Source organism: Micromonospora globbae (genome assembly GCF_003610785.1).
GTDB lineage: Bacteria > Actinomycetota > Actinomycetes > Mycobacteriales > Micromonosporaceae > Micromonospora > Micromonospora globbae.
Genome location: NZ_RAQQ01000030.1, coordinates 1 through 24,128 on the forward strand (window position 1 = coordinate 1; position 24,128 = coordinate 24,128).

The 24,128-nt window shown below is 73.4% G+C and carries 20 protein-coding genes; 11 read left to right on the forward strand and 9 right to left on the reverse strand.

Annotated features, from left to right (window positions below):
- Positions 1-224: 224 nt before the first annotated feature.
- On the reverse strand, positions 225-2,351 hold the full coding sequence (locus tag D7I43_RS28760; protein WP_120331730.1) for a transglycosylase domain-containing protein: 2,127 nt from the start codon (positions 2,349-2,351) through the stop codon (positions 225-227).
- A 147-nt stretch (positions 2,352-2,498) separates the two neighbouring features.
- Here D7I43_RS28760 and cobC point away from each other — a divergent pair, with 147 nt between their 5' ends.
- The 3 genes from cobC to cobA all read left to right on the forward strand — a co-directional run bounded on the left by cobC (position 2,499) and on the right by cobA (position 6,080).
- Entirely contained in the window at positions 2,499-3,599 is a 1,101-nt protein-coding gene (gene cobC, locus D7I43_RS28765) for an Rv2231c family histidinol phosphate aminotransferase CobC (RefSeq protein WP_420870254.1), read from the forward strand.
- On the forward strand, positions 3,599-4,726 hold the full coding sequence (locus D7I43_RS28770; protein ID WP_120331732.1) for a nicotinate-nucleotide--dimethylbenzimidazole phosphoribosyltransferase: 1,128 nt from the start codon (positions 3,599-3,601) through the stop codon (positions 4,724-4,726). The genes cobC and D7I43_RS28770 overlap by 1 nt, the downstream gene beginning before the upstream one ends.
- A 97-nt stretch (positions 4,727-4,823) precedes the next feature.
- On the forward strand, positions 4,824-6,080 hold the full coding sequence (cobA, locus tag D7I43_RS28775; RefSeq protein ID WP_120331733.1) for a uroporphyrinogen-III C-methyltransferase: 1,257 nt from the start codon (positions 4,824-4,826) through the stop codon (positions 6,078-6,080).
- Between the two features lie 189 nt (positions 6,081-6,269).
- On the opposite strand, the gene otsB is transcribed toward cobA, so the two are convergent.
- The gene (gene otsB / locus D7I43_RS28780; RefSeq protein WP_120331769.1) at positions 6,270-8,831 is read right to left on the reverse strand and encodes a trehalose-phosphatase; all 2,562 of its coding nucleotides are present in this window, start codon (positions 8,829-8,831) and stop codon (positions 6,270-6,272) included.
- Positions 8,832-8,872: 41 nt separating this feature from the next.
- Positions 8,873-10,273: an alpha,alpha-trehalose-phosphate synthase (UDP-forming) gene (locus D7I43_RS28785; RefSeq protein WP_120331734.1), complete on the reverse strand. Its 1,401-nt coding sequence runs from the start codon at positions 10,271-10,273 to the stop codon at positions 8,873-8,875.
- 348 nt (positions 10,274-10,621) lie between these two features.
- On the opposite strand from D7I43_RS28785, the gene ettA reads away from it, so the two are divergent.
- The 4 genes from ettA to D7I43_RS28805 all read left to right on the forward strand — a co-directional run bounded on the left by ettA (position 10,622) and on the right by D7I43_RS28805 (position 14,290).
- Positions 10,622-12,298 carry an energy-dependent translational throttle protein EttA gene (ettA, locus tag D7I43_RS28790; RefSeq protein ID WP_120331735.1) on the forward strand — a complete coding sequence of 559 codons (1,677 nt, stop codon included), beginning with the start codon at positions 10,622-10,624 and terminating at the stop codon, positions 12,296-12,298.
- Positions 12,299-12,321: 23 nt separating this feature from the next.
- Complete coding sequence (locus tag D7I43_RS28795; protein ID WP_120331736.1) at positions 12,322-12,768, forward strand: acyl-CoA thioesterase; 447 nt, start codon at positions 12,322-12,324, stop codon at positions 12,766-12,768.
- Between the two features lie 98 nt (positions 12,769-12,866).
- Positions 12,867-13,574: a DUF8185 domain-containing protein gene (locus D7I43_RS28800; protein WP_120331770.1), complete on the forward strand. Its 708-nt coding sequence runs from the start codon at positions 12,867-12,869 to the stop codon at positions 13,572-13,574.
- 131 nt (positions 13,575-13,705) lie between these two features.
- Entirely contained in the window at positions 13,706-14,290 is a 585-nt protein-coding gene (locus D7I43_RS28805; RefSeq protein WP_120331737.1) for a type III secretion system chaperone family protein, read from the forward strand.
- Between the two features lie 24 nt (positions 14,291-14,314).
- On the opposite strand, the gene D7I43_RS28810 is transcribed toward D7I43_RS28805, so the two are convergent.
- From D7I43_RS28810 to D7I43_RS28820, 3 genes are all read right to left on the reverse strand, one after another.
- The gene (locus D7I43_RS28810; RefSeq protein WP_120331738.1) at positions 14,315-14,734 is read right to left on the reverse strand and encodes a globin; all 420 of its coding nucleotides are present in this window, start codon (positions 14,732-14,734) and stop codon (positions 14,315-14,317) included.
- A 115-nt stretch (positions 14,735-14,849) separates the two neighbouring features.
- Positions 14,850-16,217 carry an MFS transporter gene (locus D7I43_RS28815; protein ID WP_120331739.1) on the reverse strand — a complete coding sequence of 456 codons (1,368 nt, stop codon included), beginning with the start codon at positions 16,215-16,217 and terminating at the stop codon, positions 14,850-14,852.
- Positions 16,218-16,451: 234 nt separating this feature from the next.
- Positions 16,452-17,522, reverse strand: a complete 1,071-nt coding sequence (locus D7I43_RS28820) for a mechanosensitive ion channel family protein (RefSeq protein ID WP_120331740.1) — start codon at positions 17,520-17,522, stop codon at positions 16,452-16,454.
- 278 nt (positions 17,523-17,800) lie between these two features.
- On the opposite strand from D7I43_RS28820, the gene D7I43_RS28825 reads away from it, so the two are divergent.
- Positions 17,801-18,334 (forward strand): HNH endonuclease, encoded by a 534-nt coding sequence (locus D7I43_RS28825; RefSeq protein WP_120331741.1) that lies wholly within the window; start codon positions 17,801-17,803, stop codon positions 18,332-18,334.
- A gap of 11 nt (positions 18,335-18,345) precedes the next feature.
- Here the strand turns inward: D7I43_RS28825 and D7I43_RS28830 are convergent, their stop codons facing one another.
- From D7I43_RS28830 to D7I43_RS28840, 3 genes are all read right to left on the reverse strand, one after another.
- Positions 18,346-19,182, reverse strand: coding sequence for a class F sortase (locus tag D7I43_RS28830; protein ID WP_120331742.1), 837 nt, complete (start codon positions 19,180-19,182; stop codon positions 18,346-18,348).
- 12 nt (positions 19,183-19,194) lie between these two features.
- Positions 19,195-19,674: a hypothetical protein gene (locus D7I43_RS28835; protein WP_120331771.1), complete on the reverse strand. Its 480-nt coding sequence runs from the start codon at positions 19,672-19,674 to the stop codon at positions 19,195-19,197.
- A gap of 212 nt (positions 19,675-19,886) precedes the next feature.
- Complete coding sequence (locus D7I43_RS28840; protein ID WP_120331743.1) at positions 19,887-20,354, reverse strand: Lrp/AsnC family transcriptional regulator; 468 nt, start codon at positions 20,352-20,354, stop codon at positions 19,887-19,889.
- A 145-nt stretch (positions 20,355-20,499) separates the two neighbouring features.
- On the opposite strand from D7I43_RS28840, the gene D7I43_RS28845 reads away from it, so the two are divergent.
- The 3 genes from D7I43_RS28845 to D7I43_RS28855 are packed head-to-tail and all read left to right on the forward strand — an operon-like array spanning position 20,500 to position 24,111.
- The gene (locus D7I43_RS28845) at positions 20,500-21,402 is read left to right on the forward strand and encodes a tryptophan 2,3-dioxygenase (RefSeq protein WP_120331772.1); all 903 of its coding nucleotides are present in this window, start codon (positions 20,500-20,502) and stop codon (positions 21,400-21,402) included.
- A 20-nt stretch (positions 21,403-21,422) separates the two neighbouring features.
- Positions 21,423-22,724, forward strand: coding sequence for a kynureninase (kynU, locus tag D7I43_RS28850; protein ID WP_120331744.1), 1,302 nt, complete (start codon positions 21,423-21,425; stop codon positions 22,722-22,724).
- A 49-nt stretch (positions 22,725-22,773) separates the two neighbouring features.
- Positions 22,774-24,111, forward strand: coding sequence for an FAD-dependent oxidoreductase (locus D7I43_RS28855; protein ID WP_120331745.1), 1,338 nt, complete (start codon positions 22,774-22,776; stop codon positions 24,109-24,111).
- Positions 24,112-24,128: the final 17 nt, after the last annotated feature.

Here is a 24,128-nt window from a genome sequence, read left to right on the forward strand (position 1 = left end):
CGCCCTCATCTGCCTTGCCCGACGCCGCTGCGACGTCCTATTCGCCATGCTCCGCCACAAGACCCCCTACCAACCACGCCCGACGGCCCCCGTCGCTGCTTGACGAAACCCATAGGGACACCCCCCCCGGGCCCCCCGCTCACCCCGGTGATCATGAGGTTGGCGGGCGGATCCGTCCGGATCCGGCCCGCCAACCTCATGATCAACCAGGAGTGGTCGCGTGGTCAGCCCACTATCGCGTCGGACGGGGGCGTGAACTGCCGGGTGGGTTTGCCCTTCAGGGCGTCCCGGAGGGTCTCCGCCACGGCGCTGATCGGGATCTGGGACTGGCCGTCACCCACCGCGTTGAACGGGTTGTCGGGGTCGGAGATGAAGCTCGCCGCCGCCAGCTCCGGCGTGTAGCCCACGAACCAGGCCGACCGGGTGCTGTCCGTCGTACCCGTCTTGCCGGCCACCGGCCGCCCCACCGTGCCCCGGACGCTGTCCGCCGTCGACCAGCCGCCGCAGCTTCCCCGGGCCGGGGTGTCGCCGGTCGGGCAGCGGGCCGCGTCGGTGGCCGCGCGGGCGGCGTCCGCGCTCACCACCTGCCGGCAGCGGGGCTTGGCCACCTCCCGGGTGATGCCGGACGCGGTCGTGTACGTGGTCGGCGTACCGTCCCGGTTGTAGATCGCCTGCACCGGCATGGCCTCGCAGTACCGGCCGTCGGCGGCGATGGCCGCGTACGCGTTGGCCATCTCCAGCGGGGTGGCGTCGGAGACGCCCAGCGTGAAGGCCCCCCACTTCTTCACCTTCTCCGGTGAGGCCTGGTCGCGGTCGACGTCGGTGCGCCAGCGCAGCCCGAGCTGTTCGGCGAGCCGGACGCCCGCCTCGGCGCCGATCTGCTCCTCCAGCCAGACGAAGTACGTGTTGACCGACTTGCCGAAGCCCGACCACATGGTCTGCAGGCCGGACATCGCCCCGCTCGCGTTGGACGGCGCCCACCCGTCGAAGACCTTCGACTGGTACCGGTACGGGGCGTTGAACGAGGTGGACAGCGGCATGCCGGCGTTGAGCGCGGCCAGCATCGGGAACATCTTGAACGTCGATCCGGCCTGGTAGCCCGGCAGGTCGCCGCCGCCGAGCAGGGGCGCCACGGTGTTCGGGTAGTTGGCCTTCACGTTCGGCCCGGCCTCCGGGTTGGAGCTCTGCGGGTTCTCGTTGAGGTCCAGGGAGTAGGTGCGGTTGACGGCCATCGCCTTCACCCGCCCGGTCCCGGGCTCGCTCACGACGATCCCGTTGGCGAACGGGCTGCCGGTGCCGGCGCCGAGGTTCTTCTCCGCCGCTTCCTGGATCTTCGGGTCGATGCCGAGCACGATCCGGTAGCCGCCGCGGCGGAGCTTGTCCATCCGCTCCAGCCGGTTCGCCCCGAACGCGGGCTGCGCGCTCCACCAGTTCTTCAGGTAGTCGCAGATGAAGCCCCAGCTGTTGTACTTCTTCGGGACGGCGGCGCAGTCGTTCGGCGGGTCGGTCAGCTTGAGCCGGATCGGTTCGGCCTTGGCGGAGGCGGCCGCGTCCGGCGAGAGGTAGCCGAGCTGCGTCATCCGGTCCAGCACGTAGTTGCGCCGTGCCGTGGCGTCCTTCTGGTCGGAGGTCGCCGGGTCGTACTGGCTGGGTGACTTGACCAGGCCGGCCAGCGTCGCCGCCTCGACCGGTGTCAGGTCCTTCGGCGTCTTGGAGAAGAAGATCTCGCTGGCGGCGTAGATGCCGTACGCGCGGTGACCGAAGTACGCCGAGTTGAGGTACCGCTCGATGATTTCCTCCTTGCTCAGCTCCTTCTCCAGGTCGAGCGCCAGCCGCATCTCCTTGATCTTGCGCAGGCTGGTCTGCTGGGTGGCCTCCTGCACCTCCTTCGGTGTCGTGGCGCTGTCCCGCAGTGCCATGCGGACGTACTGCATGGTGAGCGTGGACGCGCCCTGGGAGACGCCGCTGGAGCGGGCGTTGGCCACGAACGCGCGGACGACGCCCTTCGGGTCGACGCCGTGGTGCTGGTAGAAGCGCGAGTCCTCGGCGGCCACGATCGCCTGCTGGATGTGCGGCGACATGTCCGACAGCTTCGTGTACTGCCGGTACTCCTCGTAGAACATCGTCAGCACGGTCTTGCCGTCGGGCAGGTAGAGGTAGGAGGTCTCGGCGGGCAGGGCCTTGGTCAACAGTCTGGTCTTGTGCTCCGTGGCGTGCGCGGTGGCCTTCGCGCCGAGCCCGGTGAACGCGACCACGGGGTAGGCGACGGCGGCGATCACGATGCCCGCGATCAGTCCGGCGCGAAGGAGAGGAATGGCACGACCAGCGGTGGCAAGGGGTCGGTTGCTCACAGGGTCAAGCTATGACATTTCCGATTCGGAAATGAGAAAAATTCATAAACGGGCGGACGGCAATGGAGTGGTGACGCGGCCCACGTCGTGATCGGCTGTCCCGCACGCCGCCTTCCCGGCAGGATCGCGGACATGCGTGGTCAGCCGATGGGGACGCCGCCCGGCGCCGGAGCGCCACCGGCCCCCGCGCCGCCCGCGGACGACGGGCCGGACCTCGGTCACCACGGCGACGCCGAGGTCGGGGAAGGGCTCGTGGACCTCGCCGTCAACGTCCGGCACGCCGCGCCGCCGCCGTGGCTGGCCGAGCCCATCGCCGCCACCCTCGGCGACCTCGCCCGCTACCCCGACCCGGCACCGGCCCGGGCCGCCGTCGCCGCCCGGCACGGCCGCGCCCCGGACGAGGTGCTGCTCACCGCGGGTGCCGCCGAGGGGTTCGTGCTGATCGCCCAGGCCCTGCGCGGCGTACGCCGCCCGGTGGTGGTGCACCCGCAGTTCACCGAGCCCGAGGCGGCGCTGCGGTCGGCCGGTCACCAGGTCGAGCGGGTGCTGCTCGACGCCGCCGACGACTTCCGGCTCGACCCGGCCCGGGTGCCCGCCGACGCCGACCTCGTGATGATCGGCAACCCGACGAACCCCACCTCGGTGCTGCATCCCGCGGACGACCTCACCGCGCTGGCCCGCCCGGGCCGGGTGCTCGTGGTCGACGAGGCGTTCGCCGACACCACCACGGTCCCCGGCCGCCCGGGCGAACCGGAGTCCCTCGCCGGCCGGCGGGACGTGCCCGGTCTGCTCGTGGTGCGCAGCCTCACGAAGACGTGGGGGCTGGCCGGGCTCCGCATCGGCTACCTGCTCGGCGCCCCGGAACTACTGGCCCGGCTCGCCGCCGTCCAGCCGCTCTGGGCGGTCTCCACGCCCGCGCTGGCGGCCGCCGCGGCCTGCGCCAGCCCCGTCGCGGTCGAGGCCGAGCGCGCGATCGCCGCGCGACTGGCCGCCGACCGCGAACACCTGGTGGCCCGCCTCGCCGGCCTGCCGGGCGTACGCGTCGCCGGCCGGCCCGCGAGCGCGTTCGTCCTGATCCACCTGCCCGGCGCGGCGGCGGTCCGCGCCGCCCTGCGCGAGCGGGGCTGGGCCGTACGCCGCGGCGACACCTTCCCCGGCCTCGGGCCGGACTGGCTGCGGGTGGCGGTCCGCGACCCGGCCACCACCGACGCGTTCACCCGGGTACTGGGCGAGATCCTGGAGGCATGATGCTGGAGAGCACGATCGCGGCCATCCGACCGCTGGACGACGCCGCGATGGCCGCGGCCCGTGAGCTGCACGGGCGGCTCACCAAGCCGGCCGGTTCACTCGGCGCGCTGGAGGAGCTCTCGGTACGGCTCGCCGGCCTGGCCGGCGCCTGCCCACCCCCGCTGCCGGAGCGGGCGGCGGTGGCGATCTTCGCGGGCGACCACGGCGTGCACGCGCAGGGCGTGAGCCCGTGGCCGCAGGAGGTCACCGCCCAGATGATCGCCAACTTCCTGGCCGGCGGCGCCGTGGTCAACGCGTTCGCCCGGCAGGCGGGCGCCGCGGTCACCGTGGTGGACGTCGGGGTGGCGACCCCGATCCCGACCGCCGGCACGGAACCGCTCGACCCGGCCGGCGGCGCGGTGCTCGATCCCGCCGGCAGCGCGCGGGTGCTCGACCCGGCCGTGCCGCGCCTCGTCGACGCCAACGTCCGGCCCGGTACGGCCGACCTCACGGTGACCGCCGCCCTCACCCGCGACGAGGCCCGGGCCGCGGTGGAGACCGGTGTCCGCGTCGCCGACGAGCTGATCGACGCCGGCGCCGGGATCCTGCTCACCGGGGACATGGGCATCGGCAACACCACCCCGGCCGCCGCGCTCATCGCGGCCTTCACCGGCGCCGACCCGGCCGCGGCGACGGGTCGCGGCACGGGCGTGGACGACGCCACGTACCAGCGGAAGGTCGACGTGGTGCGGGCGGCGCTGGAACGCCACCGGCCGGACCCGACCGACCCGCTGGGCGTGCTGGCCACGGTCGGCGGCCTGGAGCACGCCGCGCTGGCCGGGCTGATCCTCGGTGCGGCCGCGCGTCGGGTGCCGGTGCTGCTCGACGGGGTGATCGCGGGCTCCGCCGCCCTCGCCGCCGCGGCGTTCGCCCCGGACGCGGTGGGCGCCATGGTCGCCGGGCACCGGTCGGCCGAGCCGGGCGCCACGCTCGCGCTGCGGAAGCTCGGCCTCGACGCGCTCATCGACCTCGGCCTGCGCCTCGGCGAGGGGACCGGCGCCCTGCTCGCGCTCCCCGTGGTCACCGGTGCCGTGCGGGTGCTGCACGAGGTCGCGACGTTCGACTCCGCCGGCGTGGCCGAGAAGTGACCGTGCCCGTCGGCCTCACCCTCCGGCCGCGCCGCACCGCGCCCGTCCGCGCCGCGACGGCGGGCGGGGCCGCCGTCCCTTCGGGGAGTGTCGCACCGTGAGCGGTCGCGTCGAGCCGTCGGGCGGCAACCCGTACCCCCTGGGCCTGCGCCTGCGCGGCCGGCGGGTGGTCGTGGTGGGCGGGGGGACGGTCGCCACCCGGCGCGTGCCGGCGCTGCTCGACGCGGACGCCGACGTCCTGCTGGTGGCCCCGGAGCTGACCCCGGCGCTGCGCGCCCACGTCGACGCGGGACGGCTGCGCTGGGAGGCACGCCGGTTCGTCCCGTCGGACCTCGACGGCGCGTGGCTGGTGCAGGTGGCGGTGGACGACCGGCGGGCCGCCGCGGCGGTGAGCGCCGCGGCGGACGAGCGGCGCGTCTTCTGCGTACGCGCGGACGACCGGGACGCGGCGACCGCCTGGACGCCGGCCGTCACCCGGCACGGTCCGGTGACCGTGGCCGTGCTCGGCGGCGGTGATCCCCGCCGGGCGATGAGCGTGCGCGACGCCGTCCGGGCGCTGCTGGAGGCGAGGCCGGGCCCCCTGTCGACGGATCCGGCAGAGGAGGCGGGCCCTGTCCACGCCCCCGGCGGCCGGGTCGCCCTCGTCGGCGCCGGGCCGGGCGATCCCGAGCTGATCACCGTGAAGGGCCTGCGGATGCTCACCGAGGCGGACGTGGTGGTCGCCGACCGGCTGGTGCCCGGGCTGCTGCTGGACGAGCTGCGCGCCGACGTGGAGCTGGTCGACGCCTCCAAGATCCCGTACGGGCCGGCCCGGACGCAGGAGGAGATCAACCGGATCATCGTGGACCGGGCCCGGGCGGGGCGGTTCGTCGTACGGCTGAAGGGCGGCGACCCGTACGTCTTCGGCCGTGGCGGTGAGGAGCTGCTGGCCTGCGCGGAGGCCGGCGTGCCGGTGACGGTGGTGCCCGGGGTGACGAGCGCCGTGGCGGTCCCCGCGGTGGCCGGCATCCCCGTCACGCACCGGGCGGTGGCCCACGAGTTCACCGTGGTGTCCGGGCACGTCGCGCCGGACTCCCCGGCGTCGCTGGTGCGCTGGGACGCGCTCGCCGCCCTGCGCGGCACGCTGGTGATCCTCATGGGGCTGAAGAACCTGGCGGCGATCACGGCGACCCTCGTCGCGCACGGACGCCCGGAGGGAACCCCGGCGGCCGTGGTGCAGGAGGGCACGACGGGCGGGCAGCGGGTGCTGCGCTCGACGCTCGGCAGGGTCGCCGCCGACGTGGCGGCCGCCCACCTGCGCCCACCCGCCATCGTGGTGGTCGGCGAGGTGGTAACCACACTCCCGCCCGGCTAACCGACCCCCGGCCCGCCCCGGGGCCAGGGCCGTCGATCATGAAGTTGTCGTCACGACACGCCGTGCCGGACGGCGATAACTTCATGATCAACGGGGTCGGGCGGGGCCAGGCGGGGCCAGGCGGGGCCAGGCGGGGCCGAGCGCGGGGGCCTCGGGGCGCCCAGACGGGCGCCCCGAGGCCCCCGCCGGTCACTGCTTGAGCATGTTGTCCAGCAGCAGGGCGCAGCGGATCAGGCCGAGGTGGCTGTACGCCTGCGGGTGGTTGCCCAGGCCGCGCTCGGCGAGCGGGTCGTACTGCTCGGGCAGGAGGCCCGTCGGCCCGGCGGTGTCGATCATCTGGGCGAACAGCTCCTCGGCGTCACCACGCCGCCCGGTGCGCAGGTACGCCTCGATGAGCCACGCCGTGCAGATGTGGAAGCCGCCCTCCCGGCCGGGCAGGCCGTCGTCCCAGTGGTAGCGGTAGACCACGGGGCCGCTGCGCAGGTCCGCCTCGATCTTGAGCACGGTCGAGAGGAACCGCGGGTCGTCGCCGGGCAGCAGGCCGGACAGGCCGATCCACAGCGACGAGGCGTCCATGTCCTCGTCGCCGTACGCGACGCTGTACGCCTCGGCGTGCTCGTGCCAGCCGTACTCCAGCACGTTGTCGGCGATCCGGTCGCGCAGGTTCACCCACTCCGGCCGGTCCTCGCCGCCGTGCCGGCGTACGACGTGCAGGGCCCGGTCGACGGTCATCCAGCACATCACCTTCGAGAAGATGTGGTGCCGCGGCGGGAGGCGCGCCTCCCAGATGCCGTGGTCGGGTTCGTGCCACCGGCGGCTGACCGCCTCGACCATGGACTCCAGCACCCGCCACTCCGTCTCGCGCACCGAGCCGCGCAGGTCGGCGACGGCGGCGATCAGGTCGGCGACGGGCCCGAAGACGTCGAGCTGGAGCTGGTGGTTGGCGAGGTTGCCGACCCGGACGGGCCGGGAGCCGGCGTAGCCGGGGAGGGTGTCGATGACGGCCTCGGCGCCCAGCTCGTACCCGTCGACCGTGTAGAGCGGGTGCAGCCGCTCCGGGTGGCCGCCGGTGCGCTCGACGACCCCGTCGATCCACCGCAGCAGCGCCTCGGCCTCCTCGGTCGAGCCGAGGTCGACCAGCGACCGGGCGCTCAGCGCCGCGTCCCGCAGCCAGCAGTACCGGTAGTCCCAGTTGCGTACGCCGCCGAGCTCCTCGGGCAGCGAGGTGGTGGCGGCGGCGAGGATGGAACCGGTCGCCTCGTGGCAGAGCCCCCGCAGCGTGAGCGCGCTGCGGATGACGAGGTCACGGGCGGTCGTGGGCAGCCGGAGCGAGGCCACCCAGTCCTTCCAGGGCTGCTCGGCCGCGGCCTGCCGCTCGTGCACGGGCACCCGGTGGTGTTCGAGGCTGTGCGTGCCGAAGCGCAGCTCCAGCACGACCTGCCCGCCGGCCGCCCGCAGGTCCACGACCGCCTTGGCGCTCTCGTAGACGCCGTCGCTGACGACCTCCCACTCCACGCCGGGGGAGTAGAGGGCCACCGGCTCGTTGGAGCCGAGCACCAGCAGCCCGTCGTCGAGCGGTTGCAGCTGTACGGCCACCTGGCCGAACTCGGGCCGGGGTGCGAACTCGATCCGGGCCCGGGCGGTGCCGCTCAGCACCCGGACGAGCGTCGAGTCGCCGCTCATGACGGCGGGACCGTCGGGCGTCGTCTCCCGGGCCGGCTTGTCGAGCCAGTCGGTGACGGTGAGACCGGACCAGCGGGTCTCCACGGTCATGGTGCCCGGACGGTAGCGCTGGCCCAGCGGGATGCCGCCCCGCTCGGGCGAGACGGTGAAGTGGCCGGCCGGGCTGCCGCCCACGAGGTCGGCGAAGATCGCCGCCGAGTCCGGCTTCGGGTGGCACAGCCAGGTGACCTTGGCCGCCGGCGTGAGCAGCGCGACGGTGCGGCCGTTGGCCAGCATCGAGTGCCGCTCGATCGGCACGGCCCGCTCGCCGAAGAGCCAGTGCCGGCGGGTCTCCAGGAGCAGCCCGAGGGCGCGGGCGGCGTCGAGCGGTTCGGCGACCCGGTAGTCGGCCTTGGTGTCGCCGGGACCGATCTTGATCCCGACGTCCGGGCCGTGCAGGTTGCCGAAGGCGTTCTCGTCGGTGACGTCGTCGCCGATGAACAGCACGGCGCTGGCGGAGAGCTGGGTGCGCAGCTGGTCGACGGCGGTGCCCTTGTGGGTGGCGACCACCGACAGCTCGATGACCTCCTTGCCCTGGGTGACGGTGACGCCCTCCCAGGTGGCGGGGCCGCTGCGGACCGCCTCGATGGCGGCGGCGGCGATCTCCGGGTCCACCCCGCGGGTGTGCACGGCGACGCTCGCCGGCTTGCGTTCGAGGCGGATGCCCGGGTGGGCGGCGGCGATCTCGCGCAGCGCGTCGCGCAGCCGGGTGCGGATCGCGATCAGCTCGGGGGAGAGGCGCTCCACGAAGCCGATGTCGAACTCGGAACCGTGGCTGCCCACCAGGTGCACCTCGCTGGGCAGCCGGGAGAGCGCGGCCAGGTCGCGCAGCGCCCGGCCGGAGACCACCGCCACGGTGGTCTGGGGCAGCGCGGCGAGCGCGCGTACGGCGGCCACGGCCTCGGGCAGCGGCACGGCCTTGCTCGGGTCCTCGACGATCGGCGCCAGGGTGCCGTCGTAGTCGCAGGCGACCAGGAGCTGCGGCACGCGGGCGATCCGGCCGATGGCGGCACGCAGCTCGGGGTCCATGACGTCGGTGAGGACGGTGGACCCGCCGGGGACGGGGGTGGTCACGCGGCCTCCGCCTCCGGGGCGCCGAGCTCGGTGAGGAAGGACTGGGCCCAGTGGCCCACGTCGTTGGTACGCAGATGGCGTTGCATTGTCCGCATGCGGCGGCGGGCCTCCGGCTTCTCGACATGCACGGCCCGCAGCAGGGCGTCCTTGACCGCGTCCGGGTCGTGCGGGTTGCACAGGAACGCCTGACGCAGCTCGGTGGCCGCGCCGGCGAACTCACTGAGCACGAGCGCGCCACCCTGGTCGGCGCGCGATGCCACGTACTCCTTGGCCACCAGATTCATCCCGTCTCGCAGCGGGGTCACCATCATCACGTCGGCAGCGACGTACAACGCGGCCAGCTCGCTGCGACTGTACGACTGATGCAGATAATGCACCGCCGGCACGCCCACCCTGCCGAATTCGCCATTTATCCGACCAACTTCGCGTTCTACCTTGACGCGGAGTGCCTGGTAGTGCTCCACCCGCTCCCGGCTGGGCGTGGCGACCTGCACCATGACCGCGTCCGGAACGCTCAGCTTGCCGTCGGCGAGCAGTTCGCGGAAGGCCTTGAGACGTAGCTCGATGCCCTTCGTGTAGTCCAGCCGGTCCACGCCCAGGATGATCGTCCGCGGGTTGCCCAGCTCCTCGCGGATCTCCTTGGCCCGGGCCTGGACGGCCGGGTCGGCGGCCATCCGCTCCATCTCCTTCGTGTCGATCGAGATGGGGAACGCCCCGGCCTTCACCTGCCGGCCGTCGACCTGGATCATCTGCCCCTCGTAGCGCAGGCCGAGCAGGTGCCGGGCCAGCCGGACGAAGTTCTGGGCGGCCAGGCGCTGCTGGAACCCGACGAGGTCCGCGCCGAGCAGGCCGCGCAGGATCTCCGTGCGGAACGGCATCTGCATGAACAGCTCGATCGGCGGGAACGGGATGTGCAGGAAGAAGCCGATGCGCAGGTCCGGCCGCAGCTCGCGCAGCATCGCCGGCACGAGCTGGAGCTGGTAGTCCTGCACCCAGACGGTCGCGCCCTCGGCCGCGACGTCCGCCGCGGCCTCCGCGAACCGGGCGTTGACCAGGCGGTACGTCTCCCGCCAGCGCCGCTTGTAGACCGGCGTCTCGACGGCGTCGTGGTAGAGCGGCCAGATCGTCGCGTTGGACTGGCCCTCGTAGTAGCGCTCCAGCTCGTCGGCGCTGAGCGGCACCGGGTGGAGCCGGATGCCCTCCAGGTCGAACGGTTCGGGGGCGGCGCCGGTGCCGCCCGCCCAGCCGACCCACGTGCCCTTGTGCGCGGCGAGGACGGGGTGCAGTGCGGTCACCAGCCCGCCCGGGCTGCGCCGCCACTGCCGTCCCTCGGGTGTGCTCACCTCGTCGACCGGCAGGCGGTTCGCCACTACGACAAAGGAGCTGCGGACGGTCACGTTCGGCCACCTCCGGTGCTGACGGGTCAACCGCATGAGCGTACTGAGCGTAGCTGCGGCGTCTGGACCCCCGTGCCGGAGTTCCCTACCCGTCCCACGCTCGCCGAATCCCAGATCGTGATCTTGTCAACAGCCGGGGCCCGGGGCGCGACCGGGGGCCCCGGTGCGCGGGCCGGCCGCGACGCGGACGTACGCCCGGCGGGGTGATGTGGGCGCTGCGCCGCGTACCTGTCAGGATTGACGATGGCGTGCGTGCGGCCGGCCCCGGCCGGCGGCCCCGGAGGCACCCGTCGCCCGGGCCCATCGCCCGCCGGCTCCCAGTCGAAACCTACGGAGGTAGCCCGCACCGTGGCCCAGTTCATCTACGTCCTGGAAAAGGCGCGCAAGGCGCACGGCGACAAGGTCGTGCTGGACAACGTGACGCTGAACTTCCTGCCGGGGGCCAAGATCGGTGTGGTCGGGCCGAACGGCGCCGGTAAGTCCAGCCTCCTCAAGATCATGGCAGGGCTGGACCGGCCGAGCAACGGCGAGGCCCGGCTGATGCCCGGCTACACCGTCGGCCTGCTGGCCCAGGAACCGCCGCTCAACGACGCCAAGACCGTCCTCGGCAACGTCGAGGAGGCGGTGGCCGAGACCAAGGCCAAGCTGGAGCGGTTCAACAAGATCGCCGAGCAGATGGCGACCGACTACTCCGACCAGCTCATGGAGGAGATGGGCCGGCTCCAGGAGGAGCTGGACAACGCCGACGCGTGGGACATCGACTCGAAGCTCGAACTGGCCATGGACGCGCTGCGCTGCCCGCCGCCGGACGCCGACGTCACGACGCTCTCCGGTGGTGAGCGTCGCCGGGTCGCGCTCTGCAAGCTCCTGCTGGAGGCGCCCGACCTGCTCCTGCTCGACGAGCCCACCAACCACCTGGACGCGGAGAGCGTGCAGTGGCTGGAGCAGCACCTGGCCAAGTACGCCGGCACCGTCATCGCCATCACCCACGACCGGTACTTCCTCGACAACGTGGCCAACTGGATCCTCGAGCTGGACCGCGGCCGCACCTACCCGTACGAGGGCAACTACTCCACCTACCTGGAGAAGAAGGCCGCGCGGATGGCGGTCGAGGGTCGCCGCGACGCCAAGATGAAGAAGCGCCTCGCCGAGGAGCTGGAGTGGGTGCGCTCCAACGCCAAGGCCCGGCAGACCAAGTCCAAGGCCCGTCTCGACCGGTACGACGAGATGGCCGCCGAGGCGGAGAAGACCCGCAAGCTGGACTTCGAGGAGATCCAGATCCCGCCGGGCCCCCGCCTGGGCAACACGGTCATCGAGGTCAAGAACCTCACCAAGGCGTTCGGTGACCGGGTGCTGATCGACAACCTGTCGTTCTCGCTGCCGCGCAACGGCATCGTGGGCATCATCGGTCCGAACGGCGTCGGCAAGACGACCCTGTTCAAGACGATCGTCGGGCTGGAGCAGCCGACCAGCGGCGAGGTGCGCATCGGCGAGACCGTGTCGCTGTCGTACGTCGACCAGAACCGGCAGGGTCTGGCCGGCGACCGGACCGTCTGGGAGACGGTCTCCGACGGGCTGGACCACCTCATGGTCGGCAAGGTCGAGATGCCGTCGCGCGCCTACATCGCGGCGTTCGGCTTCAAGGGACCGGACCAGCAGAAGCCGACCAAGGTGCTCTCCGGCGGCGAGCGGAACCGGCTCAACCTGGCGCTGACCCTGAAGATCGGCGGCAACGTGATCCTGCTCGACGAGCCGACCAACGACCTGGACGTGGAGACCCTCGGCAGCCTGGAGAACGCGCTGCTCGAGTTCCCCGGCTGCGCCGTGGTCATCTCCCACGACCGGATGTTCCTGGACCGGGTCGCCACCCACATCCTCGCGTGGGAGGGCGACGACCAGAACCCGGCGAAGTGGTTCTGGTTCGAGGGCAACTTCGAGGCGTACGAGAAGAACAAGGTCGAGCGGCTCGGCGCCGAGGCGGCCCGCCCGCACCGGGTGACGTACCGCAAGCTGACCCGTGACTGAGGACGGCCGACCGGTACCGCGCCATGAGTGACCGTTTCGTGTACCACTGCACGCTGCGGTGGTCGGACCTGGACGCCTACGGTCACGTCAACAACTCGCGCTTCCTCACCCTCTACGAGGAGGCGCGGGTGGCGATGATGTTCGCGGGCGCCCGGGCGTGGGGGGTCGACTCGTTCGCCGAGGGGGTCGTGATCCGCCGGCACGAGGTCGACTACCTGCGCCCGGTCGACTACTCCCTCGACCGGGCCACCGCCGAGGCCGCGCCCACGGTGCGGATCGAGTTGTGGGTGGAGGAGATCCGGGCGTCGCGCTTCACCGTCGCGTACGAGCTGTACGACGGCGAGGTGCTGGCCGGGCGGGCCCGTTCCGTGCTCGTGCCGTTCGACCTGGGTCGGCAGGTGCCCCGACGGATCACCGAGCGGGAGCGGGAGTTCCTGCTGAACTACGCCCCCTCGGGCGGGCCCGCGTGACCCGCCCGGGGGGCTCGACCGGCGTCCCCGGCCGGACCGGTCCCGGCGGGGGTTCGTCGACCGGCCCCGGCCGGGCCGGTCCCGGTGGCCGCCCGACGCTGCCCGAGCAGCCGGGCGGGGGCGCGGCGCCGGCCGGCGGCCACGGGATCGTCGGGGTGGCCGACGCGGGCGCCTTCCTCGCCCGGCTGGTCCGCCTGGACCCGGCGGCGCCGGTCCGGTTCCGCCCGGCCGGGCCGGACCGGACCGCGCTCTGGGCCCGGCTGCCGTGGCGCGTGCTCGTGGTGCGGACGGTGGCGGGCGCCGGCCCGGGCGACGCGGCGGTCGCGGCGGGGGAACTCCTCGCCGAGCTGGAACGCTCCGGTGCCGCGCTGCCGCCGCGCCGGGACGCGTTGTGGCGCTGGCCGCTGCCGCCGGCCGCGAGCCGGCCCGTGGAGACGCTGCCCGCGGACGACGTGTGGCGGATCGCCCGGGCGGCGGCGGGCACGCTGCGCGTCGCGAGCGAGCAGGGTGTGGCCGGGCGGGCCGTCGGGCAGCGGGCCCTGCGCGACGCCCTGCTCGACCACGTGGCCGTGCTGGTGACGCCCGAGGATCCGCCCGGTCCTCCGGTGGAGGTGCCCCAGCGGCTCGTGCAGGGTCTGGTTCGGATGGGCTTCCTGGGCTCGCCGGACGCGGCCCGGCCGGCGGCCGACGTGCAGGTGCGCGTCGTCGGTCGATGGGTCGGTCTCGTGGGACCGTACGGAGCGGCCTGGTTGCAGAAGGGCACCGATCTTGCCCTGACGCCGATCGCACCTCGTCCGAACGGATGACCACCGGTCATCCTTCCGGTTTGGGGCGGCCGTTGGGGGGATGCTTCAACCCGGCTGTCCGGGTACCGTCCATCCTCGGATCCAACGCACGGTAGGCGGCTGGATCCGCTGGGGAGTGAGGTGCGCGTGCGATGCCGTGGTGGTCATGGCGCCCCGGTCCCGCCAACGGCGGCGACCCGGAAACTCGAAGCGGGATCACAGTGGAGGGCACCGTCCGGGTCGGAGCGCCGACCCCGCGCAAGCCGGGAGACGACTGCACGGGCAACGAGCGGCCCGTCCTCGCCGAGATGCCGGCCACCGTCGCGCCGGTCACCCTGAGCCGGGTCTGCGACGCGCTCGACCTGCTCGACGTCCGCTACCTGGCCGACGGCGACGGCAACCTCCTGGCCATGTGGGAGCGGCACGCCGTACTGGTCACCCTCGAGGGCCCCGAGGACGAGATCCTGGTCATGCGGGCCCGTCCACACGCGACGGTGCCGCCGGACTGGGCCGACCGGGCCTACCGGGTGGTCAACGAGTGGAACCACACCCGCCGGTTCTGCAAGGCGTACGTCGGCGACCCCACCGAGCGCGGGCAGTTGCCGATCTACGCCGAGCTCCAGGTGCCGCTGGGCGCCGGGACGCACGACGCGCTCCTGGTGGAGATGCTCGACTGCGGCGCGGCCGTGGCCACGAGCTTCGTCGACTGGCTGCACGACGAGGGCGCCCTGCTCTGAACCTCCGGCGTGGGGTCCGGCCCGTCAGGCCGGGTCCTCCATGACGTTGACCATGAAGTACGCGGCCCGCTCCAGGTAGTCCCACAGCACCGTGGCGTGCTCCTGCGGCAGGTCGAGCCGGTCGACGGCCCGGCGCATGTGGCGCAGCCAGGCGTCGCGCTCGGCCGCGCCGATCCGGAACGGGGCGTGCCGCATCCGCAGCCGCGGGTGCCCCCGCTGGGCCGAGTACGTGTTCGGGCCACCCCAGTACTGCATGAGGAAGAGCGTGAGCCGGTCGGCCGCCGGGCCGAGATCCTCCTCCGGGTACATCGGCCGCAGCAGCGGGTCGGTGGCGACACCGGCGTAGAACTCGTCCACCAGCTTCCGGAAGGTGGGCTCGCCTCCGATCGCCTCGAAGAGGGTCTTCGTCGGCCGGGAAGTGTCGGATTCGCCTGCGGGATTCACCGTTCCATCCTGCCAGGCGCCCCCGCGGGTGGCGGTAGGCAGGAGACCCGCTTCGCTGTGCGGCCGGTCACGAGGGCCGTCGGAGCGCGCCGAGGGCCCGGCCGTGGGGGAGCGCTCAGCTGACCGCGTGCCGTGGCCGTCCGTCGCGGGAGGGGCCGCCGACCGGATCGGCGGCCGGGCCGGGGTCGTCGCCCGCGCCGGCTTGGGCGGGACGGGCGGCCGCGGCCACGGCCGCGGCGATCGTCTCCCGACTCGGCCAGCTCAGGCTCACCAGCAGCATCAGCAGGACGCCCGCGATGCTCCACAGGCCGACGACGGACGGGATGGCGAAGCGGTCGGCGAGGACCCCGGTGATCAGTACGGCGGCGCCCTGGATCACCTGGATCCCGGTGGCCATCACGCCGAAGGCCCGAGCCCGGAAGGCGTCCGGCAGGGCCTGGACGAAGAGGCCGTTCGCCGTCGGGATCATGCCCGCCACGGCGAAGCCGCAGGCGGCCGCGAGCAGCGCCACCACCAGTGGCGACGGGTCGAGCAGGGCCGGCACGAGGGTGAGCGGGGCGAGCACGGCCAGCGGCCGCATGAGGGCCAGCCGGCGGGCCGGGCCGAACGCGCGGCCGATCAGCAACCCGCCGAGGATGAAACCGACCGGGTTGGCGGCCATGATGATCGCCTGCGCGACGCCCGTGTCGAGATCGTCACCGGCGCTGGTCTTGGCCCAGCCCGCCGCGAGCCCCTCCGGCACGATCGAGAAGAGCATGGCGCTGAACACCAGCACGGCGATCGCCCGCAGCACGGGGGCCCCGAACACGAACCGGACCCCTTCGGCGGTCTCCCGCAGCAGTCGGGTGCGGTGGGCCTCGCTGAGCGCCGGTGGCCGCTCGTGCACGCCGAAGCGGACCAGCACGGCCGAGACGCCGAACGTCGCGGCGTTGATCAGCAGCGCGATCACCGGGTTGAAGCCGCCGATCGCTCCGCCCAGCAGGTAGCCGACGACCTGGGCGGCCTGGCCGGCGCTGGCGTTGAGCGACAGCCCGAGGACCAGCCGGTCACCGGTGAGGATGTGCGGCAGCAGCGCCGACTTGGCCGCCTGGCTCGGCGGGTTGGCCAGCGTGGCGAGGAAGAGGAGCGCCAGCAGGACCGGCACCGGCAGGCTGGGGATGGCGATGAGCAGCATCAGCACCATCCGGATGAGGTCGCACGCGACCATCACCCGCCGGTAGGGGTGCCGCTCCGCGAGGGCGGCGAGCAGCGGCCCGCCGACGAGCCACGGCAGGTAACTGACCGCGAAGGCGGTGGCGGAGAGGGCGACCGAGCTGGTCTCCTGGTAGACGAGCAGGGTGACGGCCGCCTTGGCGAGGTAGTCGCCGACCCAGGAGAGCGCGCCAGCCGCGAAGACGGCCCCGAACTCCCGCTGGGCGAAGACCTCGCGGAAGGTTGCCGGCCCTTCCGGAGAGGGTCGCTCGTCGGACACCGTCGCCTCCATCGTTCCCCAGGGCGGGCCACTGATGGCGGCGCCAGCCCGGGAACTCTCGTCAGATCTGCGGATCAGCGAGGACGCAGCACGCTTCTGGCGGGAACGCGTGCCCCGGATTCTGCCCGATCGTCTGACAACTGGCTAGGGCGAACGGATAGATCGTCGCATCTCCGACTGAACGAACGGACGATACCTGAGGGGCCGCGCGGCTCGCGACCCCTCGATCCTCGGTCAGCCCCGGTGTCAGGTCGCGCCGCTCTGTCCCGTCCCGCCGTCGGCCGGCGGCCGGGCCGGCGCCACGGGGTAGAGGCGGGCGGCGGCGATCTGCGCGGTGATCCCGGAGTTCTCCAGCGCCTCGGCGAGGCGGCGTCGCAGTTCCCGGCCGACCGCGAACTGCCCCTCGGCGGTCGTCTTCACCACCGTCCGGATCACCGCGCCGTCCACGGTCATCTGCTCGACGCCCAGCACCTCCGGCGCCTCGACGATCTCCGACGACAGGTCCGGGTCGACGGCCACGGAGGCCGCCGCCGTCCGCAGCACGGCCGTCGCCTCCTCCGTGGGCGCGAAGCCGATGGGCAGGTCGACGACGACCAGCGCCCAGCCCTGGCTCTTGTTGCCGACCCGGACGATCTCGCCGTTGCGGATGTACCAGAGGACGCCGCGCCCGTCCCGGACCGTGGTCACCCGCAGTCCGACCGCCTCGACCACACCGGTCGCCTCGCCCAGGTCGACGGTGTCGCCGACGCCGTACTGGTCCTCGATGAGCATGAACAGGCCGGCGAGCAGGTCCTTGACGAGGCTCTGCGCGCCGAAGCCCAGCGCCACGCCGGCGATCCCGGCGCTCGCCAGCAGCGGCGCCAGGTCGAAGCTGAACTCGCGCAGGACCATCAGCAGCGCGATGCCGAACACGAACGCGGTGGTGAGGCTCCGCAGCACCGACCCGATCGCCTCGGCCCGCTGCCGGCGCCGTTCGGGGACGAACTCACCGGGCTCGGTGGCGGCGGTCGGGATCCGCTCCCGCAGCGGCCGGAGCATGGTGGGCACGCCGGCGTCGCTCGTCGTACGCACGAGCCGGTTGATCGTACGGTGTACGGCCCATCTCGCGACCACGGCGAGCAGCAGGATCAGCGCGACCCGCAGCGGCTTGACCAGGATCCAGTAGCTGCCCTCGGCGAACCAGACCGAACCGGTGAGCTTCCAGACGGCGTTGCAGACCGCTTCGTTCAGGCAGTCCGGGCTGGGGCTGTCGCCCTGTCCGGGGGCGGCCGCGAGGAGCGTCAGAGCGGAGGCAGTCACCCTGTCTTCGTACCGCAACGGGCCGGGCGGGCCGCCGCCGACCCACCGCCGGGTGACGCGACGGCGGTGCGGCCCTGGCCGGAGGGTGAACGCGCGGGGCGAAACCGGTCATCTTGTCACGGTCGGAAATCGCTTCACGAGGGACCCCGGATTAGTACGTGCAATCGCGGGTCCGATCAGGGACGATTGGCGCAACGGACGTCGGTGATCCGGCCGGCGTCGACCCTGGTGGCCGTCGTGCCCCGATCCGGGTCGGCGGCGCGCGAGGTGGCCGCTGAACCGGGAGGGTGAGCGCGATGCCTGACATACGACCCACGGTGGGCTCCGGTGCGCTGGTCCTGAATGCCACCTACGAGCCGCTGTGTGTCGTGTCCGTGCGTCGTGCCGCGATCCTCGTCCTGTCCGCCAAGGCCGTCTGCGTCGCCGACGGCGACGGCATCCTGCACAGCGCCCGGGAGGCCCTTCCGGTGCCCTCGGTGGTCCGCCTGACCCGCTACGTCCGGGTGCCCTACCGCACCCACGTGGGCCTCTCCCGTCGGGCCGTCTTCGCCCGGGACGGGTGGCGCTGCGCCTACTGCCGCGGCCCGGCCGAGACGATCGACCACGTCTTCCCCCGCAGCCGGGGCGGCCGGCACGCCTGGGAGAACGTGGTGGCGGCGTGCGCCCGCTGCAACCACACGAAGGGCGACAAGACCCCGGCCGAGATGGGCTGGCGCCTGCACTCGCTGCCCGCCGCCCCGAAGGGGACGGCCTGGCGGGTGCTCGGCCACCGGACGCCGGACCCGCGCTGGGCCGACTGGCTCGACCTGCGCGAGCCCGAGGCCGCCTGACCCCGGCCCGCTCACGTCCGGCGGGCCTTCACGAGGGACGCGAACACCACCACGTTGTCCGCGTAGCCGGTCTCCCCGCCGACCCAGCGTCCGCCACAGGTGATGAGGCGCAGGTTGGGCCGGCTGAAGTCGCCGAAGACCTCGTCCACCGGCAGCTCGTCCTTGTCGAACCGGTGCAGCGAGTTCACCTCGAAGACCGCCACCGTGCCGTCCTGCCGGGTCACCTCCACCCGGTCGCCGGCGCGCAGCTCCTTGAGCTGGTGGAAGACCGCGGGCCCGGTCGTCGTGTCCACGTGCCCGACGATCACCGCCGGCCCGTACTGGCCGGGCGTGGGGCCCTGGTCGTACCAGCCGGCCTCCTGCGCCCGGGCCGCGTCCGGCACCCCGATGCTGCCGTCCGGCGCGATGCCCACGTTGTGCACCGGCGCGCGCAGGTCGATGGTCTGGATCGTGAGTTCCACCGGCTCGCTGGCCGGCAGCACCGGGAACTTCTTCGGCGGTGGCCGCAGGCCGGCGCCGAGCTGGTCCGGCAGGACGTCGAGCCCCGTCACGCGCTCGACGCCGAGCATCGCGACGATCAGCACCATGAGCGAGGCGACGAAGAGGACCGGCAGGCCGGGGCCGGCGCCCGCCCGGCGGCGGACGACGCGCCGCTGCCGCCGCGCCGGCAGGGGCGGCGCCTTCGGGTCGGTCGTGGCGACGCTCGCCGACATCGCGTGGTGGGCCACCCGACCCAACCGGCGCGAGGTGGACGCCGCCCACCGGCCGGACGCCCGCAGCGCGGTCCGGGTGGCCGCGCGGACTCGGCCCGGATCCGGCCGCCTCCGACGTGCGGTTGCGCGGGCCATGGCGCTCCCGGATCAGGAACCGGCCCCGGTCCGCCGGCGGCCGCCCGCCAGGCCGAGGGCCACCGCGGCGCCCGCCGCGGCCAGCCCGCCGATCAGCAGCATCCTGCCGGTGCCGCCCATCGCGGTGCCCCCGCCGCCGGTCGCCGGCCCCTTGCTGGGCTGGGCCATGTTCAGCACGGTGAGCGTCGTGGACGCCGTGTTGTTGTTCGGGCAGCGCAGGTTGACCGGGTAGTCGCCGGGCTCCTTGTTGGCCGGCACGGTCACGGAGCCGGTCAGGAAGCCGTTGTCGGGTCGTACGGTGACGCGCCCGAACGCGTCCGACTCGACCTGCGCCTGCCGATTGTTGTTGTTGTCGCAGCTGGCGCGGATGTTGACCCGGCTGCCGGCCTGGACGCTGTTGGGCGTCACCTCGACGAAGACGTTCTCACCCGCCCGGGCCGGCGCGGCACCGACCAGGACGAACGCCACGAACAGCGCAACGGCGCCGAGCATCCGCACGATGGTCGACGGGGCGGAAAGCGCGCCACCGTCCGGTCGCAGACCCCGCATGATCCTCCCTCCCGGCACCGGTGCACCGGTCCTGCTGGGGCGACCCGCGGTGCTTTCCCCCTGGTCTGCCGGCTAACCCGGCGCCCGTCGGGCGGGAGCCCCCGGCCGGCGCCCCGCGCCGCCCGCCGTACCGCGCCACGCCGACCGGCGCCGGGTCAGCGGCGCCGGTCGGTGTCCGGTCCGGCGGGCGGCAGCGGGGTGACCGGGTGCCAGTCCAGGGGAGTGGAGAGGACCATGGTGCTGGAGGGCTGGCCGTACGGGGCGAGACGGTCGATGACCCGCTCGAACGCGTCGATCGAGCCGGCCGCGACCTTCAACATGCTGCACGCGTCCCCGGTGATCCGGTGGATCTCCAGGATCTCCGGCCAGCCGGCCACGTCCGGGTCGTAGAGGATGCAGCGGGAGCCGTAGCAGGACATCCGGATCAGGGCCACGACGCTGCGACCGGCCCGGCTCAGGTCGACGTGGGCGTGGTAGCCCGTGATCACCCCCGACTCCTCCAGCCGGCGTACGCGCTCCGCGACGGCCGGCGGCGAGAGGTGCACCCGGCGCGACAGCTCGCTGAAGGAGAGGCGGGCGTCGGCCTGCAACTCGCGCAGCAGGGCCCAGTCCATGTCGTCCATGAGCAGACCTTACTTTCCTGAACCGGAATCGCCTTCATGGCTTCCGATCGGTAGGTCGATGCCGGCCAGTCCCGTTGATCGGGCATTCCGCCGGGCGATCCGCCCGCGACATCATGACGTGATCCGGCTCATGGAGGAGACGACGGTGGAACAGACGGAGCTGCGGGGCCGCACCGTGACCGCGGCGCTACGTCCGGTCACGCCCAAGCAGCGGGAGGCGAAGGCGGCGCGCACCGGCGGCGAACCCACCCTGGAGTTCGACGGCCGAACGCCCTACGACGTGTACGTGAACGCCAGCACGTTGCACCGGCTGCAGCAGCCGATCAGCGACGACCCGGGCGAGATGTCCTTCCTGATGGTCAGCCAGATCATGGAGCTGTACTTCGGGCTGACCCGCTACGAGCTGTTGCAGGCCCAGCGGATGCTGCGCGCCGACCGGGTGTGGGACGCCCTCGCGCCGCTGCGCCGCGCCGGCCTGCACCTCGAGGCGCTCAACGCCGCGTGGCGGGGGCTGCGCTGGATGACTCCCGCCGACTTCAACCGCTTCCGCGACCTGCTCGGCGAGGCGTCCGGCTTCCAGTCCGCCATGTACCGCCAGCTCGAGTTCCTGCTCGGCCTCCGCGACCCGGCGCTGATCCGGCCGTTCCGCCGCCAGCCGGACGTCTACGCGGAGCTGCGCGAGACGCTCGCCGCGCCGAGCCTGTGGGACGACGTGATCGCCCTGCTCGCCCGGCACGGCTTCGACATCCCCGCCGACCTGCTCGACCGGGACGTCTCGGTCGAGCACGAGGCCCACCCGCGGGTGGAGGCGGCCTGGGTGCGCATCTACGCCGACGACGGCCCGGAGAACCAGCTCCGGCTGCTCGGCGAGGCCCTCACCGAGGTGGCCGAGCAGTTCGGCGACTGGCGCTGGGAGCATGTCAAGGCGGTGCAGCGGACCATGGGGGCCAAGGTCGGCAGCGGCGGCTCCGCCGGACTGGCGTGGCTGCAACGCAGCATGGCCCGGGTCGTCTTCCCCGAGCTGTGGTCGGCCCGCACCAGCATGTGACCCGGAAGCGAGACAACTGCATGAACGCCCCTCACCCCCCACCGCACGGGCTCGACGAGGCCCAGGCGCTCCGGCTGGACGCCGAGGACCCCGGGCACCGGGACCTGTTCCACGTGCCGCCGGCCGACGGCGGCCGCTATCCCGACGCCGCGTACCTGGCCGGCAACTCGCTCGGGCTGCAACCACGGGCCACCCGCGACGAACTCCTCGCCGACCTGGACGCCTGGCGCCGGCTCGGCGTCGAGGGGCACCTCGAGGCGGAGCGGCCCTGGCTGCCGTACCACGAGCTGCTGACCGGGCCCGCCGCGCGACTGGTCGGCGCCCTGCCGTCGGAGACCGTGGTGATGAACTCGCTCACGGTCAACCTGCACCTGCTGATGGTCAGCTTCTACCGCCCGTCCGGCCGGCGCACCCGGATCGTCATCGAGGACAGCGCCTTCCCCTCGGACAGCTACGCGGTCCGCAGCCAGGCCCGCTTCCACGGCCTCGACCCCGACGAGACGGTGGTCCGGCTGCGTCCCCGCCCCGGCGAGGACACGCTGCGCACCGAGGACGTGACCGGCTACCTCGCCGCGGAGGGCGACCGGGTGGCCCTCGTGCTGCTCGGCGGCGTCAACTACCTCACCGGCGAGCTGATGGACATCCCGGCCGTCACGGCGGCGGGCCGGGCGGCCGGCGCCATCGTCGGCTGGGACCTCGCCCACGCCGTGGGCAACGTGCCGCTGGCGCTGCACGACTGGGACGTGGACTTCGCCGCCTGGTGCTCCTACAAGTACCTGAACTCCGGGCCCGGCGCGCTGGCCGGCGTGTTCGTCCACGAGCGGCACCTCGGCGACCCGTCCCTGCCCCGCTTCGAGGGCTGGTGGAGCACCGAGGCGGCCACCCGGTTCGAGATGACGCCGGTGTCCCGGCCGCCCGCCACAGTGGAGGCCTGGCAGATCTCCAACCCGCCGATCTTCGCGATGGGGCCGGTCCGTACGTCGTTGGAGCTGTTCGACCGGATCGGCATGCCGGCGCTGCGGGAGCGGAGCCTGCGCCTCACCGGCTACCTGGAGCGGCTGCTCGACGAGGTGACCGCCGACCGGCCGCTGACCGTCGTGACCCCGCGCGACCCGCAGCGGCGCGGCTGCCAGCTCTCGGTGCGCATCGGCGCCGGCAGCGCGGCCGAGCTCACCAAGCGCCTGCGCCACGAGCACGGGGTGATCGCCGACGCGCGGGAGCCGGACATCGTGCGGTTCGCACCGGTGCCGCTCTACTCGACGTACCACGACTGCTGGCGGGCGGCGGACGCGCTGGCCGCGACGGTGGCGGTGGCGCGGTGAGCGCGACGAGCGGGCCGCGACCCGCGCGGACGGAAGGCGGAGCGGGGCGATGAGCACCGGACGTGACGAGATCGCGGTGGTCGGCGCGGGACTGGCCGGTTGCCTGCTGGCCTGCTTCCTGGCCCGCCGCGGCTACCGGGTGGCGCTGTACGAGCGGCGGCCGGACCCGCGCACCGGGCGGGTCGAGCGGGGCCGCTCGATCAACCTGGCGCTGTCCGAGCGTGGCCTCGACGCGCTGCGCCGGATCGGCCTCGACGAGCAGGTGATGGCCGACGCGCTGCCGATGCGCGGCCGGATGATCCACCCGGTGGCCGGCGAGCCGCAGTTCCAGTCGTACAGCGCCACGGGCGACCGGGCGATCAACTCGATCAGCCGGGGCGCCCTGAACAACGCGCTGCTCGACGCGGCCACCGCGCTGCCGGGCGTGCGGATCGCCTTCGACCACCGGCTGGTCGGGCTCGACCCGGCCAGCGGCGAGATGACGTTCGAGACCCCGCGGGGCAAGGTGACCGCGTCCGCGCCGGTGGTCCTGGGCGCCGACGGGGCCGGGTCGGCCGTACGCGGGCAGCTGCTCGCGCACGGGCTGCTCACCGAGAGCCTGGACTTCCTCGACTACGGCTACAAGGAACTCACCATCCCGCCGCTGGGCGGCGACTTCGCGCTGGAGCCGGACGCGCTGCACATCTGGCCGCGCGGCACCTCGATGATGATCGCGCTGCCCAACCCGGACCGGTCCTTCACCTGCACGCTCTTCTGGCCGACGCACGGTACCGCGGCGTTCGCGTCGCTGGGCAGCCCGGCGGCGATCGAGCGGCACTTCGCCGAGCAGTACCCGGACCTGATCCCGCTCGCGCCGAACCTGGTCGACGACTACCAGCACAACCCCGTCGGGGTGCTCGGTACGGTCCGCTGCGCCCCCTGGCAGGCGAACGGAGTCGTGGGCCTGCTCGGCGACGCGGCCCACGCCATCGTGCCGTTCTACGGCCAGGGCGCGAACTGCGCCTTCGAGGACGTGGTCGAGCTGGACCGCTGCCTCGACGACTGCGACGACGACTGGGCGGCCGCGCTGCCGCTGTTCGAGCGGCGGCGGCAGCAGAACGTCGAGGCCATCGCCCAGATGGCCCTGGCGAACTTCGTGGAGATGCGGGACAAGGTGGCCTCGCCGCTGTTCCAGCTCGGCCGCCGGGTGGAGCACGCGCTGGAGCGGGCGCTGCCCGGCCGGTACGTTTCCCGGTACGAACTGGTGTCCTTCTCCACCACGCCGTACGCCGAGGTGGTCCGCCGGGTCCGCCGGCAGCACCAGGTGCTCGGTGCCGTCGCCGCGGGAGCGGCGGCGCTGCTGGCCGGCGCGGTCGGCACGGTGCTCAGCCGAGGGAGGCGTCGATGACCGTCACCTGGGACCCC